This window comes from Gardnerella sp. c17Ua_118 (assembly GCF_055804255.1).
This window is the reverse complement of record NZ_JANUYT010000001.1, coordinates 189,633-204,868: the sequence shown is the minus strand read 5'-3', so window position 1 is coordinate 204,868 and position 15,236 is coordinate 189,633. Positions and strand designations below refer to the sequence as shown.

The following is a 15,236-nucleotide window of genomic DNA, read 5'->3' as shown; positions in this document are numbered from 1 at the left end:
TAATTGTTTAATAACGTTGTTTTTGAAATATGTAATTTTTAAAATATGTGATATTGCTAAAAAGTTATTGCTACTTGCTTAAGCGATAATATTCTTGCGCCCAGGAAAGTCTTACTTTTTCTGAATCTTCAAACTGAAGTAAATATAAATCGCGTGCTAGTTTAGAATAATCAATCGCTTGTTGATTTTCTTTTGTTCTGCTTTTTAGTAGTCGAACTAGTTGACGAAGGTAATAGTAAAAACTTTCGTAATCGCTTGCAGTAATCATAACACTAAAGCGTCTATCCATCGCTCCACGCACACCTTCGTCACATCTTAGTGCTCTTAAAGCTGTTCCCATATTGTTATAAGATTTTTCATTTTCTGAATCTTCAGATTTGTTCAAATACTTATAACTTGATTTTTCTACACTACCTTGTTCATACAATGCGTATATTTGCAAAGTGTTTATAACAGATCGCATTTGATAGCTAACTTCACCATATTTATTGATAAAGCTTTCTGGAACATTGCTTAGTATCCATGGCCATATTTCTACAGACTGACTTAATGGCTTACCAATTGTGTTGCGTAGTTGAGCAAGCATAGCTCGCCTTGATGCAATATCTGAGCCATTCAAAAATTGATTGATAATTTTTCTAACAGCATTAGATACTTCAACAGATTTGCTTTGATTTTCAGCCATAATAGCCTCCTTTCTATGTCTTTATTTTTTTGATAATTTTTTTAATCGACTAGTAAAAATGCTGTAAGCCGTAACTATATTTTTTGTAGTTTCTTTCTCACTTTGCATAGCAGGCCTACCTGTAAAATCACGCAATGTAGCATTTTCCAACATGCCTTTTGCTTCATTTATAAGTATGCTATGCAAAGTATTTCTCCATTGAGTACATCGTTCATTCATTAAATCTTTTGGTTTAATATTTGCTAACCATTCTCTAAACGGTTGATCAACTAAGAAATAAGCCTGACTAATGTACTTAGCAGAATATTTAGTTGCATCATCTTTATTTCTATTGCGTATTTCACATATGTCGAGAAGAAATTGCCTGTAAATAAATCCTATGGCAGATCTTGTATACTCGACTTCATTGTTAATTCTGTATACCCATCCATTGTCAGCATTATCAGTTACTACAACTTCATCAATATGCAAAGTATCGCATATTTCATCTGTAGGGACCCAAGATGTAGCATTGCCGTCATCTTTCATACTTATGGCTTGCAGTGAAATAGAAGAACCAGCAATATCATGTTTAATTTTGTTAAGCCATTCCATAATTCCCGGTTTGTGATTTTTTAGGATCCCATCATCTGATTCTTGCAACGTAAGTAACCCGAACGATCTCCACATAGATTCTTCTGCTCTATGCTTCCTGGGAGTGTATTTGTCCTTACTTTCACCTTCCTTGTTATACTGCCATACTGTCATTGGCTCAATAAAAGCATTTTTATGATTAATATCAGGAAGTTTCACTATAGAGACCGATATAGGCTTGTCAATACTGGTATCAGGATTTATATATATTGCCCTACTCCATCGAGTGTAAAGCTGAGAAATATTGTCGATAAATGTTTCGTAAAATGAATTTTCAACATTTTCTGTTCCTGAATATTCCCAGCATGGCTTTTGTCTTTTCTCAGGAGATTGTATTTCACCAACAAGCACGCAGTTGAGCATAAGAGTTTCAAATAAATTGGCCCCTACTATCTCAATACCGCCGAGATCAAAAAGCCAACCTTTAGAAGCTTTATATTTTTCCGTACCAAAAATGGTCTTATCTGCCAATCCAGCATATGACTGTAAGGTAATAATCCATCTTGCTAATTGTGCTTCAGTAAGTGACGATTTATTATTATCAACATTATCTTTTGGAGAAAATACTGCAATTTTATTATTGCTTTCAGAAATCAATCGATTTATATTTTTACCAGATATCTCGCTAGGAGATTTACCACCAAGCTTTTTACTATCGATATCTTGTTTAAGTACTTGTAAAAAAGGATATTTGTCATCAAAAAGATAGAAACGATCATGCCATTGTTCTAAATATTTGAAGACTACATCTGGAAATTTTTTTGAATTCCAAACTTCGCGCCAAATATTCATTGTTTCTTCATTAAAATCCTCTTTATCCTCTTCATCTGAATCAAATTCACGAGAATTTCCTTGAATGTCATATCGAGAAAAAACAGTATGAAGTACAGCTAGAAGAATACGAAGTAATGCAAAATCTTGAGTTTTCATATCGCCAGCAAGAGCTTTATATTCAGATGCATTCTTAAACACATCTGTTATTGATACGAGTTTATTGTGGCCTTTTTCGTCTACAATGACGGAAATCCAAGGCTCATCCAATAAATTAAATCTGCTCACCTTTTAATTCCTTTCTGTCTTCTTCTGAACTCTTAATACATACAATACCACTTTTTTCAGAATACGCAACTCTGTATTTCGATAATTCGCAAATATTATTTTCATCGAATAGAAGCACCAAAGAGCCTCGCAGCCAAGGCTGATCATCCCAATTTTGGAATTGCTTTTGTTTTCGCATTCTTTCCAATTCTGCAATTGTTTCTTCAACACGATTGCTGTTTATCGTAAACATCCACGGCAATCCTACTGTCTCTTGAGCAAGTTTCATTGCAACTTCCACATCATCAATATTTTGTGAAATATCTTTACAATCATGGAAAGTTCCATAGCCGGATCCAACTCTTTTAACAGCAATAACTTCTATAGATTCACCGCTATTACGAACTTGAGCATGTGCAAATTCATCAGACTCTTTTACAATTGGATTCTCCAACAAGCCAACAATAGATTTTTTACCGATTTCTGTTTTTGGATTTTCAATTCTATATGTTTCAGCATTACTTTCATTGTTATTTCTGTCTGAATCATATTCTCTTTTTGCAGCAACATAAGCATCTGTCAAATCTTCTTGTAACTCTAAAGGATTATCACCATAAACTATTTGTACTAATCGAGAAATATCTTGAGGCATGTTTATAACATCTGGCAAATAGTATTGAGTCCTCATAAGTAAATATTTACTGTAAATAGACTCAGAGCCTTTATCAAATTCATACCGCTCACTGGTTCCCAACACATATAAAATTGGTTCTTTAAGAGAATCTGGGCGCTCTATAGTATGCCTTTGTAATCTGCCAGCACGTTGAAGTAATAAATCTATAGGAGCAAGATCAGTAAACAAAACATCAAAATCAATATCAAGTGACTGTTCTAATACTTGCGTACCAATAATTATTGCACGAGCAGGTCTATGGGCATTCTTGCCAATCATATTGCAAATCTGTTGTTCTTTTCTAACTCTATCCGTAGCAATAAATTGCGAATGAATAACTATCACTTCTTCATCACTAAACTCATCAACGCAAGCATTATAAATTTCTTGAGCTCTCTTAACGGTGTTTACTATAATCCCAGCAATACCTCCATTATTTAATAAAGATTTAAGCTCACTAACAAGTGATTCATGTAAGTTATCGTCTGTTATTTTTCTTACAGAAACAGATTTATTGTCACTAGCATCATTTTCAATAAATTTTTGTTTTACACAGTTTTTATCACTGTATGTGATTAAAGGATAACCATTTGTTTCAAAATCAACATTAGACTTATCACATTCACTCCATTTAAATCCCAACCCGCGCAACAGATAAGATTTTATAAGTTCTTTTCTACGCTTTGCAGGCAAGGTGGCAGAAAGCAATACTACAGGAACACCATATGCTGCCATCCAAATAAGAGATTCTTCAAGATACTTATTCATATAAGCGTCATACGCGTGCACTTCGTCAATAATTACAACTTTTTTACTTAAACCCAAATGACGAAGCATAAGATGTTTTTGTTTTAGCGAAGCTAACAAAAATTGATCTACTGTACCAACTACAAAATCATCCAACATTGCTGTTTTTCGCCCAGTAAACCAATCATTAAGTATTACTCCATTATTATTCGCATCATTATTACTAGAACTACTCTCACAACCATCATTCATATTTTGCATTCCACGCGGCAAATGCGCATAATCTGCATTCAGTTCAGATTTACCATGAACTAAACGTAAACCAATTTCACCCTGAAAATCACAATTCACACTTTTAAGCCAATTCTCAACTCGCCTAAACATTCCGTTAGAAGTGGCTTGAGTAGGAAGACCGAAAAATACTCCGCTTCTTCCAGTTAGATTTGCCAATTGCTCAGCAGCAATCAAAGAAGCTTCTGTTTTACCTGAACCCATCGCTGATTCAAGAATAAAAATTCCAGGTTCTTCGCAATTAGAAATAACGTCGTGCAACGCTATCTGAACATCATTCGGCAAGAAACCAAAACGATGTTTATATATTTGCGAAATATCGCTATAACAATTTAATGATTCCCATACATCTTTAGAACCATGTTGTAACCACTTGTCCCAGCCTCTTCTATATCTTTCTTCATGATTTTCTATTAAATCTTTTTCTATTGAAATAAGCGGAAAATAGTTTTCATTACTAGCAATCCAATCAGCCATAATAACTAATCCACACAATAAAACTTGTGCTGGCTCACTTATTTCAGGAAGATTATCTACATTAGAAAAATCATTCCTTTCTAAAGCCCAATCCAAAATATCATTCTGCATTTTTTTCCATAATTTACTATTCTCACTTTCAGTTTCACTTTGATAGTAATGGTCAGCATATGAAGACTCATTATGTTCATAAACGTAATTATTATCTAAAGGCTTACCATGATGAGCGCCAACGATTCCACAAATCCCTTCAGGAACTCCAGCATTAGAAAGAATAGCTTGACCTGTTATAGTGTGATGACTACTTGACCAATCTGTTGTCTTAAGAATAAAATCATCAATATTTGTGAAACCAACAGCAGCTAACTTATTTTTTAACGCAATATCTAAATCTTTTGAATTTGAATACGATTTGCGAAACTGAAAAACAGGAGTAGCTTTACCAATATCATGTATGCAACCTAAAAATTGAGATAATTTTTTTGCATCAACATGTTTACTTAATGAGGATTCAATCAATCTTCGCTGACCATCACTAAGCCAATGATTCCATAATTGGCCAATAATATTTCCAGTATCTTCAAGATGTTGAGCAAGAGGAAGCCATTGCATTACTCCATTAACTTCTCTCTTTTTACCCCATAATGCAGGATTAACAATATGATTACATCTCATACCTACTATCCCCTTAATCTACAATGATTACTAAATAATGGTAAATATACTCTTAATAAAAGTTTTAAGGAAGATTGTATTGAATATTTATTTATAATTATCTGAGCTTCAAACATATTACATGCATTTGAAGCTCAGATAATGCCTCGCCAATGCGAGAAAGACGATAGAACACGAAACACAGAAGGATCACACCCGCGCATGCGGGAAAGACTATCAAAAGCGATTATACATCAACAACATTGTTATTGTGGTTCTTGTACTGGTTATTCGGATTAGGGGTTATAGGCCAAAAAGTGTGTAAGAAATCATGCCTTAGACCTTGCAATACAAGCGTTTTGCGGTAATCGAATCTGTTTTCTGCACATTCGCCACCTGGACAAAAAGTGTGTAAAAAATAAGCTCATAAGCCTTATGGCAGTAGGGCTCGTGGTATATCGAATGTGGGTTATTCTTCATTTGTATGAATAACCCACTATGCAATAACTGTCATCATAAAATGAGCAAGAATGGTCACACCAATGCTGGCACTACTAGATACCGTTGTACTAACTGTGGGGCTTCTAAAAGTAGGGCGTATGATAAACAATCAAACGATTTAACAGTTGGCTTAAATTGGCTTTTATCTAATAAGACTCAGGATAAGTATTCATACGATTTCTCAGCCCGTACCTTAAGACGTAAGAATAAGCTTTTATGGGACTTATGGCCGCAAGTACCATTTGTAGACAAAGTTTATGATTACATTCACGTTGATGGTATTCATTTAGGACGTAAATCTGTAGTACAAGTAATTATCAAAAAGCCAAGCTGACTAATTCTATTTCCAGAATATTCATCAGCTTAGCTTTACACACTTTTCGGCCTATAACCACTCTATCTGTGGATAGAGGGGTTCAACTATTAAACATTAATCTTTTCGTTTACTTACTTGAAGCAAAACACCAATCGCAACTAATACACTTCCAATCAATACTAAGCTACTAACGGTCGTTCCTGTCCGCGGTAAAGTGGCTTTGTGCTGTGGCTGCGACTTTGGCTGCGGCTGTGACTCTTGCTGTGGATTTGATTTTGTTTTTTCTTTTACTGTTACTGTCGCTTGTTTTGTTGCAGTTGCTCCTTTGCTATCTGCTACTTTATATGTAATTTTATATGTGCCGACTTTGTTATTGTCAAAACCACCTTTATCTACTATTTCTACTTTTTCTTTTAAGTCGCCGTCTTCTTTGTCTGTTGCACTTATTATTAGTGTTTTTAGATCTAAATCTTCTCCTACCATTATTTCTTTGTCAGCTACTTCTAATTGAGGTGCTTCGTCTAGGGTAGATAGAGGTTTTATGCTAGTAAATTTCCATGTTCCTGTGAATGTTAAATCTTTATCTTCTACTGTTTGCTCTTCAGTATCATATCCTAGGAATGTCCATTTCCCTCCGTCTACTGATATTTCTTTTTGCGTTGGGTCAGCTGGAGTTATTTTTTCGCCTTTTTTATATGTATTTTCATTTTTTGGCAGTAAGTTTGTAACTTTGTCTGGTAATTTTTTGTCATCTTTTGAGTTGAAATTATAGCTTACTTTATGTTTTAATAAAGCATTAAAGTCTACAGTTATTCTTGTTTTTTTATCATTACTATCCAAAAGACTAACTGTAAATTCCTGATTTTCTTTTTCGTTATAGTATGGCTCTGTTAATTTTTTTGCTTTTAAAACATAACTACCTGGTTCTAAATAAAGAAGATTATTTGTTTCGTAATAGCCTTGATCGTTTATTGTATTTTTTTTCATCATTTTTTCTATAGAATTTATAGTATCTTCTTTTTCATTCGCACGAGAATAATTAGGTTTAATAGCAGATTTAACTAAAACCTCTTTATTATCTTCCACACGGTAAAGATCAAAACTATTATCTAAAGATGTTTTTTTATCTTCTTTAAATTGACGAACAACAATTTCTGTTGGCATGGCGCGATAAGTGACATAATAATGTTTTGTAGTCAACATATTTCTATCGTTATCATAGCCATAAGTTAAATAATGATTGCCTTTTTCTTTCGTTGTAGCGTCATCTTTTTTAAATTCTTTTGTTTTTGGCTTATCTATATCATTATCACAGTAAATATATCCCGGAATTGTTTTTGCTTTTAACTGATCTAAAGTAGGTCTTTTTATTGAACTTTTTTCATCACCATCATATGACAATAAAGGAGTGGACAAATCGGCACTATAGACTGGATTATTTCCAAAGAAAGCTTTATCTGTTTTAACAATGTTAAGCATATCTTTTAGATCAAGCTTTTTAAAAGCTTCATTAGAAAAAGAATTTTTATCTCTTTCACTTCTTTCTTTTAGAGGTGAAGATAATTTTTGGTTTGTTAATTTTCTATAACTACTATCATCTACAAAGTGAAAATCTGCATCTACAGAAGTTACAAAAAATTTAAATATAGTATTTCCTTCTCCATATCTATCTACATAAAAAACTTGTGAGAGTGCATCGTCATTTTTAGTTGTTTGATAGCTAACTCTAACAAATGCACGAGTTTGCTTTGGATTTACTTTAAATTTAGTTTCCTCTGTTAAATTTTCTCCAAGGACTTTTTTATTTACCGAAAGAGAAAATGGCGTTTCGGCATATTTACCGTCATTAAAAGAAATTTTATTGCCTTCTTCTAAGGTGTTAAAAGCGTGATAAACTGCTCCAACTTGTGCTCTTGCACTCTCTACATTTCTTTTTGGTAAAAATATAAAGTAATCAACTGTTCCATCTTGTGGATACCAATCTACAAATCTCCATCCTATTAATGTTAATTGTTTGGTATCTTTTCCTTTTGGGTTAAAGTCTTTTCCTTTTGGAGTGAAATAAATTTTTACTTTATCGTCTTTTTCTGCTTCAGCTTTTTGCAATTCTTCATTTGAAAAAACTTCTGGATAGAGATTTTCTGATGTTTTTTCAGTCATTAAATCATAATATCCATCATCATCTTTAGTTAAAGGATTAGTTTTGTTTGCAGAACCTGCGGTACGGCTACTTTCTGAGCCATTCCTTAAATCATTATCTTTACCCACCATGTCAGCGTGAGCAAGTGTCGCTTGAGATAGAGCCATTCCAGAGAACAAAATTCCAACCACCACAACTACCACCACAGCAGAAACGAAATGTTGTCCGAACTTACGCAAACTATAACGATTAACTTTCTCAGGTTGCATAAGATAGCCTCTTTTTCTCAATTAATTAATCAATCACTTTTGATAACAACCATTATAAAAAAAAACGCGGCATAAGCCGCGTGTATCGTGCGCCAGACAGGATTCGAACCTGCAACCTTCTGATCCGTAGTCAGATGCTCTAATCCGTTGGGCTACTGGCGCATGTTCTCCAAAAACTTGGAACTTTAACTTTCCGTTGTTTTTGGCAACTTGACTAATATACAACCATCTTTACAAAAATACAAACCCTGGCGTGTCGCCATCGCCAGGGTCTGCATCTAAAACACAAGAATCTAAAACATAAAATCCTTAAGACCTATGCTCCAGAACCTCGTCTACCATACCGTATTCTTTAGCTTGAGGAGCTGTAAGAATAGTATCTACCTCAATATCTTTACGAATACGATCAACACTTTGGCCAGTGTGCTTTGCAAGAGTGGATTCCAACCATTCACGCAAACGCAACATTTCCTTAGCCTGAAGCTCTATCTCTGTAGCCTTGCCAAAATCTTGACCCATTGCAGGCTGATGAATAAGCACGCGAGCATTTGGCAAAATCATACGCTTACCAGCAGCGCCAGCAGCAAGCAAAATCGCAGCAGCCGAAGCAGCTTGACCCAAACACACCGTCTGAACATCTGGCTTAATGTATTGCATGGTATCGTAAATGGCCGTCATAGCCGTCATAGAACCGCCTGGAGAGTTAATGTACATCATTACATCTCTGCTTGGATCCATGCTTTCGAGAACCAAAAGCTGAGCCATAATGTCATCAGCAGAAGTGTCGTCAACCTGAACACCCATAAAAATAATGCGATCTTCAAAAAGCTTAGTGTATGGATCTTGCGTTTTCATACCATAAGGAGTCTGCTCGCCAAATTGAGGCAAAACATAACGATTCGTAAACACACCACTGGTCTGACCGAATCCACCCAAACGCTTAGCGCGAGCAACAAACTTTGCTTCTTCACTTGCCATTAAAATCACTCCTCCCCACGCATAGAAGCTGGAGTGGTAACAATCTTATCTACAAAGCCATACTCCAAAGCCTGCTGAGCAGTAAACCAATGATCATACTCGTTGTCTCGGTAGATCTCTTCAACCGTATGACCAGTCTGCTGAGCCGTTAGCTCAGCGAGAGTTTTCTTCATATCCATAATAAGTTCAGCATTAATACGCACGTCTGTAGCAGTGCCACCAACACCGCCAGAAGGCTGGTGCATTAGCACGCGAGCGTGAGACGTAATAAAACGCTTACCAGGCGTGCCAGAACTCAGCAAGAACTGACCCATAGAAGCAGCCATGCCAACAGCAATCGTAGCAACATCTGGCTCAATAAGCTGCATAGTGTCGTAAATAGCCATTCCAGCGGTAATAGAACCACCTGGCGAATTAATATAAAGCCAAATATCTTTCTTAGGATCTTGCGCAGCTAGCATAAGCATCTGAGCGCAAATAATATTGGCATTTTCATCCTTGACTTCAGAGCCAAGCCAAATAATACGATCTTTTAAGAGTTGATTAAAAATCGAATCCGTTGGATTTTGTGGCTCCCCTTCTTGCATAACGGGAGAAGCCGTAAACAGATCAGTCACCTTATCTCCTTACAAACATTTTGAATATATCTAGACTATCGTGTGCGTGTGACCGCAAAACAAGAATGCGAAGTAAAACGCTTAACGCAATTAGACACACAACTAGATACACAATTAGACACAATCACTGCAAATAGCATAAGACAAAGTAATGTAAACGGTGCGTTTACTAATTCCGCAACTAAAAGCCACGCCATAATCGGAGCTTTTCTAGAAGACGCAAGTAAAGAAGCAGCACCAATAATAGATACAGAAATTGCGGAAACTTGCGAAATGTCAAAAACTTGCGAAAGCGCCGTTGTTGAAAAAATAGCGTATAAAATCACGCCAAAGCAAGCGCCAGTTGAAATACTCGGTTGCAAAACGCCTCCAGAAGCACCATAGCGCAAAACAAGCAAAGTAGCAGCCATTTTAATTAGCGCAAGAAGCAACAAAATAATCATAATATGCGAGTTTTCTGCCATATACGGAAAGCTAGCTACAGAAAACGCAAGTTGGCAAAGCGACCTACCATTCCCCATAATATGCGGAAACCAACAAGCTGCAACACCAATAACTAAGCCAGCTACAGGCATAAAACACAGCATTTGTATACCACGCAAAGCATGAGTTCTACACCAAATAATACCCAAGCGAAAAACGTAACCAACTAAGCCGCACACTGCACCAACAACAACAGTTAAAACGCAAATTTGCCAAGAAATCACGCAAGAAAATTGCGAAATATTGTAATATCTAGAATGATGCAATAAAAACTCAACAACAAACGCAGCAACATAATTCATAACAAGAGCAAAAGGCAAGCAATGCAAACGCTCCGAGCGCGCAATATTTTTAAGTGCATTAACTATTACAGAGCCATTTTCGCGATTTAGCCACGCATAAAAACCAAAACCTTGAGTTTTACTAAGCAAACCTAAAGAAAGCACGGTGCCAGCTAAAGGCGCGTGGTACACTGCAGCCAAGCCAGCACCTGCAGCAGACGCAACTAGTATACGCTGAGTTTTAACAGACACATTAAAAATACTGCTGCAACGCTGAGCAATCATTGCAGCTAATTCTCTAGGAGCTACTTCCCTTCCGATTGAAATTCCAGAGCCAACAATGCCGATTTGTAATAAAACATGTGCAATAGTAGAAAAAATTGGCATTCTACTGCCACTAACGGCTTGTGGAATAGTAAAGATTCGAGGAGGATTCTCCTTCTTTCGCAAAAAATACCAAGCTAGTGAAGCAATAGTCATAGCAATTGTGCAAGATAGCACGTAGCGATACCAAGGAAGACCTAAAAATACAGTATTTTCAGCAGATTCAATTGAGCCAAAAGCAAGGTATTGTACAGCGTAAAAAATAAGCGTAAGAACTGTTGCTCCTAGGGCAACAAGAACGCCAAGAACAACCGAAGATGCAATAAAACGCGCTACTAGAATTGCAAAACTAAATAATTTGCAAGATTTGCAGAATTTGCCAAACTTGTCAAACTTGCCAAACTTGCAACAAGATTCATGCTTAGTTTTAGCACTACTATCCATAATGTCTCGCAATTCTTAAGATTTCTCTGTAACCTTGTAGTCCTGTAATTCTATAACCCTGTAATTATCGTAATTATTTAATTAGATATAGGTAAGACCCAGCTTAATTAAATATAAGTAAGACCCAGCAGAGTTATGCTCTACTAGGTCTTAAATAACAAGATTATTAGAAGATTCTAATTTAGAAGATTCTAACTACTTTTCAGCAGCAAGCTCGTCGGCAACAGCTGCAGCAGCAGAAGCAGCCTTAACGCTTTCGTCTTCTGGCTCTTCATCTTCCGACAAGAAAGCACTTAAATCAAGAGCTTCTCCGCCAGCAACAAACTTTACAGCACGCATACCAGCAAGCAAGCCCTTAGAGCGAGCAACTTCTTGAACAGCAGAACCAAGCTGACCATTGCGAACAATAGCGTTAATAAACTGGCTTGGATCCATTCCGTACTGTTGAGCAACAGAAACCAAGAAGTTGGTAACGTCTGCTTGAGAAACAGAAACGTCGAGGCTTTCTGCCAAAGCGTCGAGAACCATTTGGTCGCGAAGCTCCTTTTCTGCAGCCTTTTCAGCCTCGTCCTTTTGCTCTTTAGTAGCCTTTTCTGGGTCTGGAGTCATGCCCTTAAGATGCTCGGCAACAGCCTTATCTTTAACACCCTTTGGCACAGGAATTTCAACTTCTTCCTGAATCTTAGCAATAAAGGCATCGCGAGCAAGAGTTGCCTGGCGACCTTCATTTGCTTGCTCCAAAGACTTACGAACGTCTTCCTTAAGTTCCTTCAAGGTGTCGAACTCAGATGCTTCCTTAGCAAACTCATCGTCAAGCTTTGGCAATTCTTGAGCCTTAACGGAGTTAACCTTTACCTTAACCTGAGCCTTCTTGCCTTGGTTCTTTCCAGCCTCAAGAGTGCCTTCAAAAGTGGTTTCTTCTCCAGCGGAAAGACCTTCCAAAGCCTCATCCAAACCATCAAGCATGGTGTTGGAACCAAGCTCGTAGCTTACGCCATTTTGAGAATCGGCAACTTCGTCGTTAATCTTAGCTTCCAAATCGATGTTTGCAAAATCACCCTTCTTAGCTGGGCGATCAACACCAACAAGAGTGCCAAAACGTGCGCGCAAAGCCTCAAGACGAGCCTTAACATCGCTATCTTTAACTTCTGGCTTCTCTACTTCGATTTCTACACCCTTAAACTTGTTAAGCTTGAACTCTGGGCGACGCTCAACAGTTGCAACAAACTTAAGCTTAAGTTCGTCTTTAGCAGATTCTGGGACTTCCTGAACATCAAATTCTGGCTGATCCATTGGGCGAATCTTCTTTTCTTCCAAAGCCTTAGAATAAAGCTCTGGAACAGCAGAATTTACAGCTTCACCGGCAACAGCTCCGAAGCCAACTCGCTGATCTACAATCTTGCCTGGTACGTGTCCCTTACGGAAACCTGGCACGTTGATTTGCTTTGCGATCTCTTTACGAGCCTGATCCATAAATGGCTCAAAATCTTCGAGATCTGCGGTAATGGTGAGCTTAACCTTAGTTGGCTCAAGATTCCTGACGCTGATTTTCACGCTTGCGCTCCTGAAATTACGTTTTCTAGCTTCTGCCATATGGCACAACCGTTACATAATAGCGCGAGTTACGGACTCAGCAATTAAATCGCTTTGCCACGTTCTTGCACCCTGCTCTACAAGAAACTCCTTAACATCAATATGCTCAATATTATCTTGCCAACAAAGATTGCGAATAATTTGCGGTTTAATAATGATTTCCGTAGGCGTGTGCGTATCTTCTGCAATCTTGATTAAAGACTGCTTTACATTTTGTAAGCGCTCATATCTTTTGGGATGATGATCACGCCAATACTTCATAGATCGTGGAGCTGCTTGCGATTCTTGTGCGTCGCTAGAATCAACAGAATCGCCAGCATCCGCAGAATTGCCAGTATCGCCAAAATCGCCAGCATCGTTGTAATTGCCATATTTACTACTTGAATCATCAAGCTTAGAAACAATAGCAACTTCCCCACTTTTAGCGCGACTAATCGCGTCTTCTATAACAGCTTTCCACACATTTGGCTTGATTTTGCGCTGAATCGGAGCATAGCGTTCAAACATCTTGTCTTGCTCGCTGCCCGTGTGAATCCTAACACGTTCGTTAAGAATGCGAATTGAGCGAAACTCCCTAGAATTACTTGGTTTTCGCTTTCCTGCTTCAATAATCGCAGCATCCGAAAGCAATAGAGTTGGCGCAATATCGTATTGACAAGCAAGCTCATCTCGCTTTTGCCAAAGCTCTTTTGCAATCATTAAGCCGATTTTATCGTGCATAAGAACGCTTATATGAGATATTCTAAGCCAAGGATTTGGGTGAGGAGCCTTCTTTTGCGCACCTTTACTTAATAAGTGTGCAAACTCTTGATTTGCCCATAAAAGCTTGCCTTGCTTCTTTAACTCACCGCTCATTACTTCTTCTAATTCGATTAGCAATTCAACGTCTAAAGCCGCGTAATTTCGCCAATCTCTAGGAAGAGGTCTATATGACCAATCCGCTGCAGAATGTTCTTTTGCAAGAGTCAATCCCAAATAATATTCAGTTACAGAGCTTAATCCAAAGCGCTTTCTACCAAGCAATTTAGCTGCGATTTCTGTATCAAATAAAGCACGCGGACGCAAACCAATATCGAAAAATCCTGGCAAATCTTGCATAGAATCGTGAATAATCCAAGGCGCGTCTCCTACTGCCTCATTAAATTCATGCCAATCAACGCCAAGTTTTCCTAAAGCTATTGGGTCCAGCAATCCAATTCCTGCACCTTTGCGTTTGAACTGAATCAGCCAATCTTCGTGACCATATCTAAAACCAGATGCGCGCTCTGCATCTGCAGCCAAAGGCCCCGACCCTGCTGCCAACAAATTACAATATTCTTTATATGCTTCAAGCGTATCAATGACTTCTGGAACTCCTTCTCTAGGCTCTTTTAAAAGCTTTGGTTCCTTATTCAAGAACGCCTCCCGATTGTACGCTTTAGCCAAATTCTTACGCTTTTTGCATCTTACTTTGTAATGCTTGAATATTATTTTGCAAAACATCCGTAAAACATTCTATAGAATATTGCGCAAGATATATTTAAGCCGTGTTATAGATTATGCATCTTTTAACACGGCTTCAACTTTCGCACACAACTACGACTAATCAAAAATAAATAATCAATTAAATAATCATTCTGTTTTATTGTTTGATTCTTATTGAGTTATGCGCTTAACAAGTTTAGTTTTAAGGAATCTAGTAAGAGTAAATGCGACTGCCGAAACTAAAACTGTTGGGATAACGTAGAGAGCATGTAAACCTAAATCTCTTATTGGGAAAGTGGCAAGTTCTGTAGCAATGGTTATAGCAACAGATATTATTGGCACTTCAATAAGAGGTTTTTCATCGAAAGCTGCAACTATATTTACCGGCAGCAAGATTATCGGCAAAACAATTAAAATAATAATCGCTGTGCCAAAGCCAAACTGATCGTTACACCGTGCAAAAATAGCTAACGCTAATGCAAAAGCTAATGCAATCCAACAACCTATTCTGCGCTTCATTGCGTATCCTTTCTCTAAAAAAGGTTATTTGTATAATTATACAAAATCCTTTAAAAAAAAAAACAATAAAATACGCAAAATTTCCCTAAATTACAATTACAGCTTTGAC

At 37.2% G+C, this 15,236-nt stretch carries 10 protein-coding genes, 1 tRNA gene and 1 pseudogene; 1 reads left to right on the top strand and 11 read right to left on the bottom strand.

Features of this window, described 5'->3' with window-relative positions; all coding sequences use genetic code 11:
* Positions 1-70: 70 nt before the first annotated feature.
* The 3 genes from casB to cas3 are packed head-to-tail and all read right to left on the bottom strand — an operon-like array spanning position 71 to position 5,219.
* The gene (casB, locus tag NYP69_RS00915) at positions 71-685 is read right to left on the bottom strand and encodes a type I-E CRISPR-associated protein Cse2/CasB (RefSeq protein ID WP_004132148.1); all 615 of its coding nucleotides are present in this window, start codon (positions 683-685) and stop codon (positions 71-73) included.
* Between the two features lie 21 nt (positions 686-706).
* Positions 707-2,377: a type I-E CRISPR-associated protein Cse1/CasA gene (casA, locus tag NYP69_RS00910; protein WP_004574565.1), complete on the bottom strand. Its 1,671-nt coding sequence runs from the start codon at positions 2,375-2,377 to the stop codon at positions 707-709.
* Positions 2,364-5,219, bottom strand: coding sequence for a CRISPR-associated helicase Cas3' (cas3, locus tag NYP69_RS00905; RefSeq protein ID WP_115761638.1), 2,856 nt, complete (start codon positions 5,217-5,219; stop codon positions 2,364-2,366). The genes casA and cas3 overlap by 14 nt, the downstream gene beginning before the upstream one ends.
* Before the next feature lie 463 nt (positions 5,220-5,682).
* On the opposite strand from cas3, the pseudogene NYP69_RS00900 reads away from it, so the two are divergent.
* Positions 5,683-6,012, top strand: a pseudogene (locus tag NYP69_RS00900) (transposase-like zinc-binding domain-containing protein); the annotation flags it as partial.
* A gap of 117 nt (positions 6,013-6,129) precedes the next feature.
* On the opposite strand, the gene NYP69_RS00895 reads toward NYP69_RS00900, so the two are convergent.
* From NYP69_RS00895 to NYP69_RS00860, 8 genes are all read right to left on the bottom strand, one after another.
* Positions 6,130-8,424, bottom strand: a complete 2,295-nt coding sequence (locus NYP69_RS00895; protein WP_473410466.1) for an SHIRT domain-containing protein — start codon at positions 8,422-8,424, stop codon at positions 6,130-6,132.
* Between the two features lie 88 nt (positions 8,425-8,512).
* Positions 8,513-8,586, bottom strand: a tRNA-Arg gene (locus NYP69_RS00890).
* A 147-nt stretch (positions 8,587-8,733) separates the two neighbouring features.
* On the bottom strand, positions 8,734-9,402 hold the full coding sequence (locus NYP69_RS00885; protein ID WP_004132142.1) for an ATP-dependent Clp protease proteolytic subunit: 669 nt from the start codon (positions 9,400-9,402) through the stop codon (positions 8,734-8,736).
* Between the two features lie 5 nt (positions 9,403-9,407).
* Entirely contained in the window at positions 9,408-10,019 is a 612-nt protein-coding gene (locus NYP69_RS00880; RefSeq protein ID WP_032813113.1) for an ATP-dependent Clp protease proteolytic subunit, read from the bottom strand.
* 35 nt (positions 10,020-10,054) lie between these two features.
* On the bottom strand, positions 10,055-11,551 hold the full coding sequence (locus NYP69_RS00875; protein WP_473410465.1) for a chloride channel protein: 1,497 nt from the start codon (positions 11,549-11,551) through the stop codon (positions 10,055-10,057).
* Positions 11,552-11,746: 195 nt separating this feature from the next.
* Entirely contained in the window at positions 11,747-13,105 is a 1,359-nt protein-coding gene (gene tig / locus NYP69_RS00870) for a trigger factor (RefSeq protein WP_032819412.1), read from the bottom strand.
* Between the two features lie 51 nt (positions 13,106-13,156).
* Entirely contained in the window at positions 13,157-14,539 is a 1,383-nt protein-coding gene (locus NYP69_RS00865; protein ID WP_473410464.1) for an HRDC domain-containing protein, read from the bottom strand.
* Between the two features lie 240 nt (positions 14,540-14,779).
* Complete coding sequence (locus tag NYP69_RS00860; RefSeq protein ID WP_473410463.1) at positions 14,780-15,127, bottom strand: hypothetical protein; 348 nt, start codon at positions 15,125-15,127, stop codon at positions 14,780-14,782.
* Positions 15,128-15,236 lie beyond the last annotated feature (109 nt).

Coding starts and splice junctions, on each gene's coding strand:
- casB (WP_004132148.1), bottom strand. CDS start 685: ATGGCTGAAAATCAAAGCAAATCTGTTGAAGTATCTAATGCTGTTAGA.
- cas3 (WP_115761638.1), bottom strand. CDS start 5,219: ATGAGATGTAATCATATTGTTAATCCTGCATTATGGGGTAAAAAGAGA.
- NYP69_RS00895 (WP_473410466.1), bottom strand. CDS start 8,424: ATGCAACCTGAGAAAGTTAATCGTTATAGTTTGCGTAAGTTCGGACAA.
- NYP69_RS00885 (WP_004132142.1), bottom strand. CDS start 9,402: ATGGCAAGTGAAGAAGCAAAGTTTGTTGCTCGCGCTAAGCGTTTGGGT.
- NYP69_RS00875 (WP_473410465.1), bottom strand. CDS start 11,551: ATGGATAGTAGTGCTAAAACTAAGCATGAATCTTGTTGCAAGTTTGGC.
- NYP69_RS00860 (WP_473410463.1), bottom strand. CDS start 15,127: ATGAAGCGCAGAATAGGTTGTTGGATTGCATTAGCTTTTGCATTAGCG.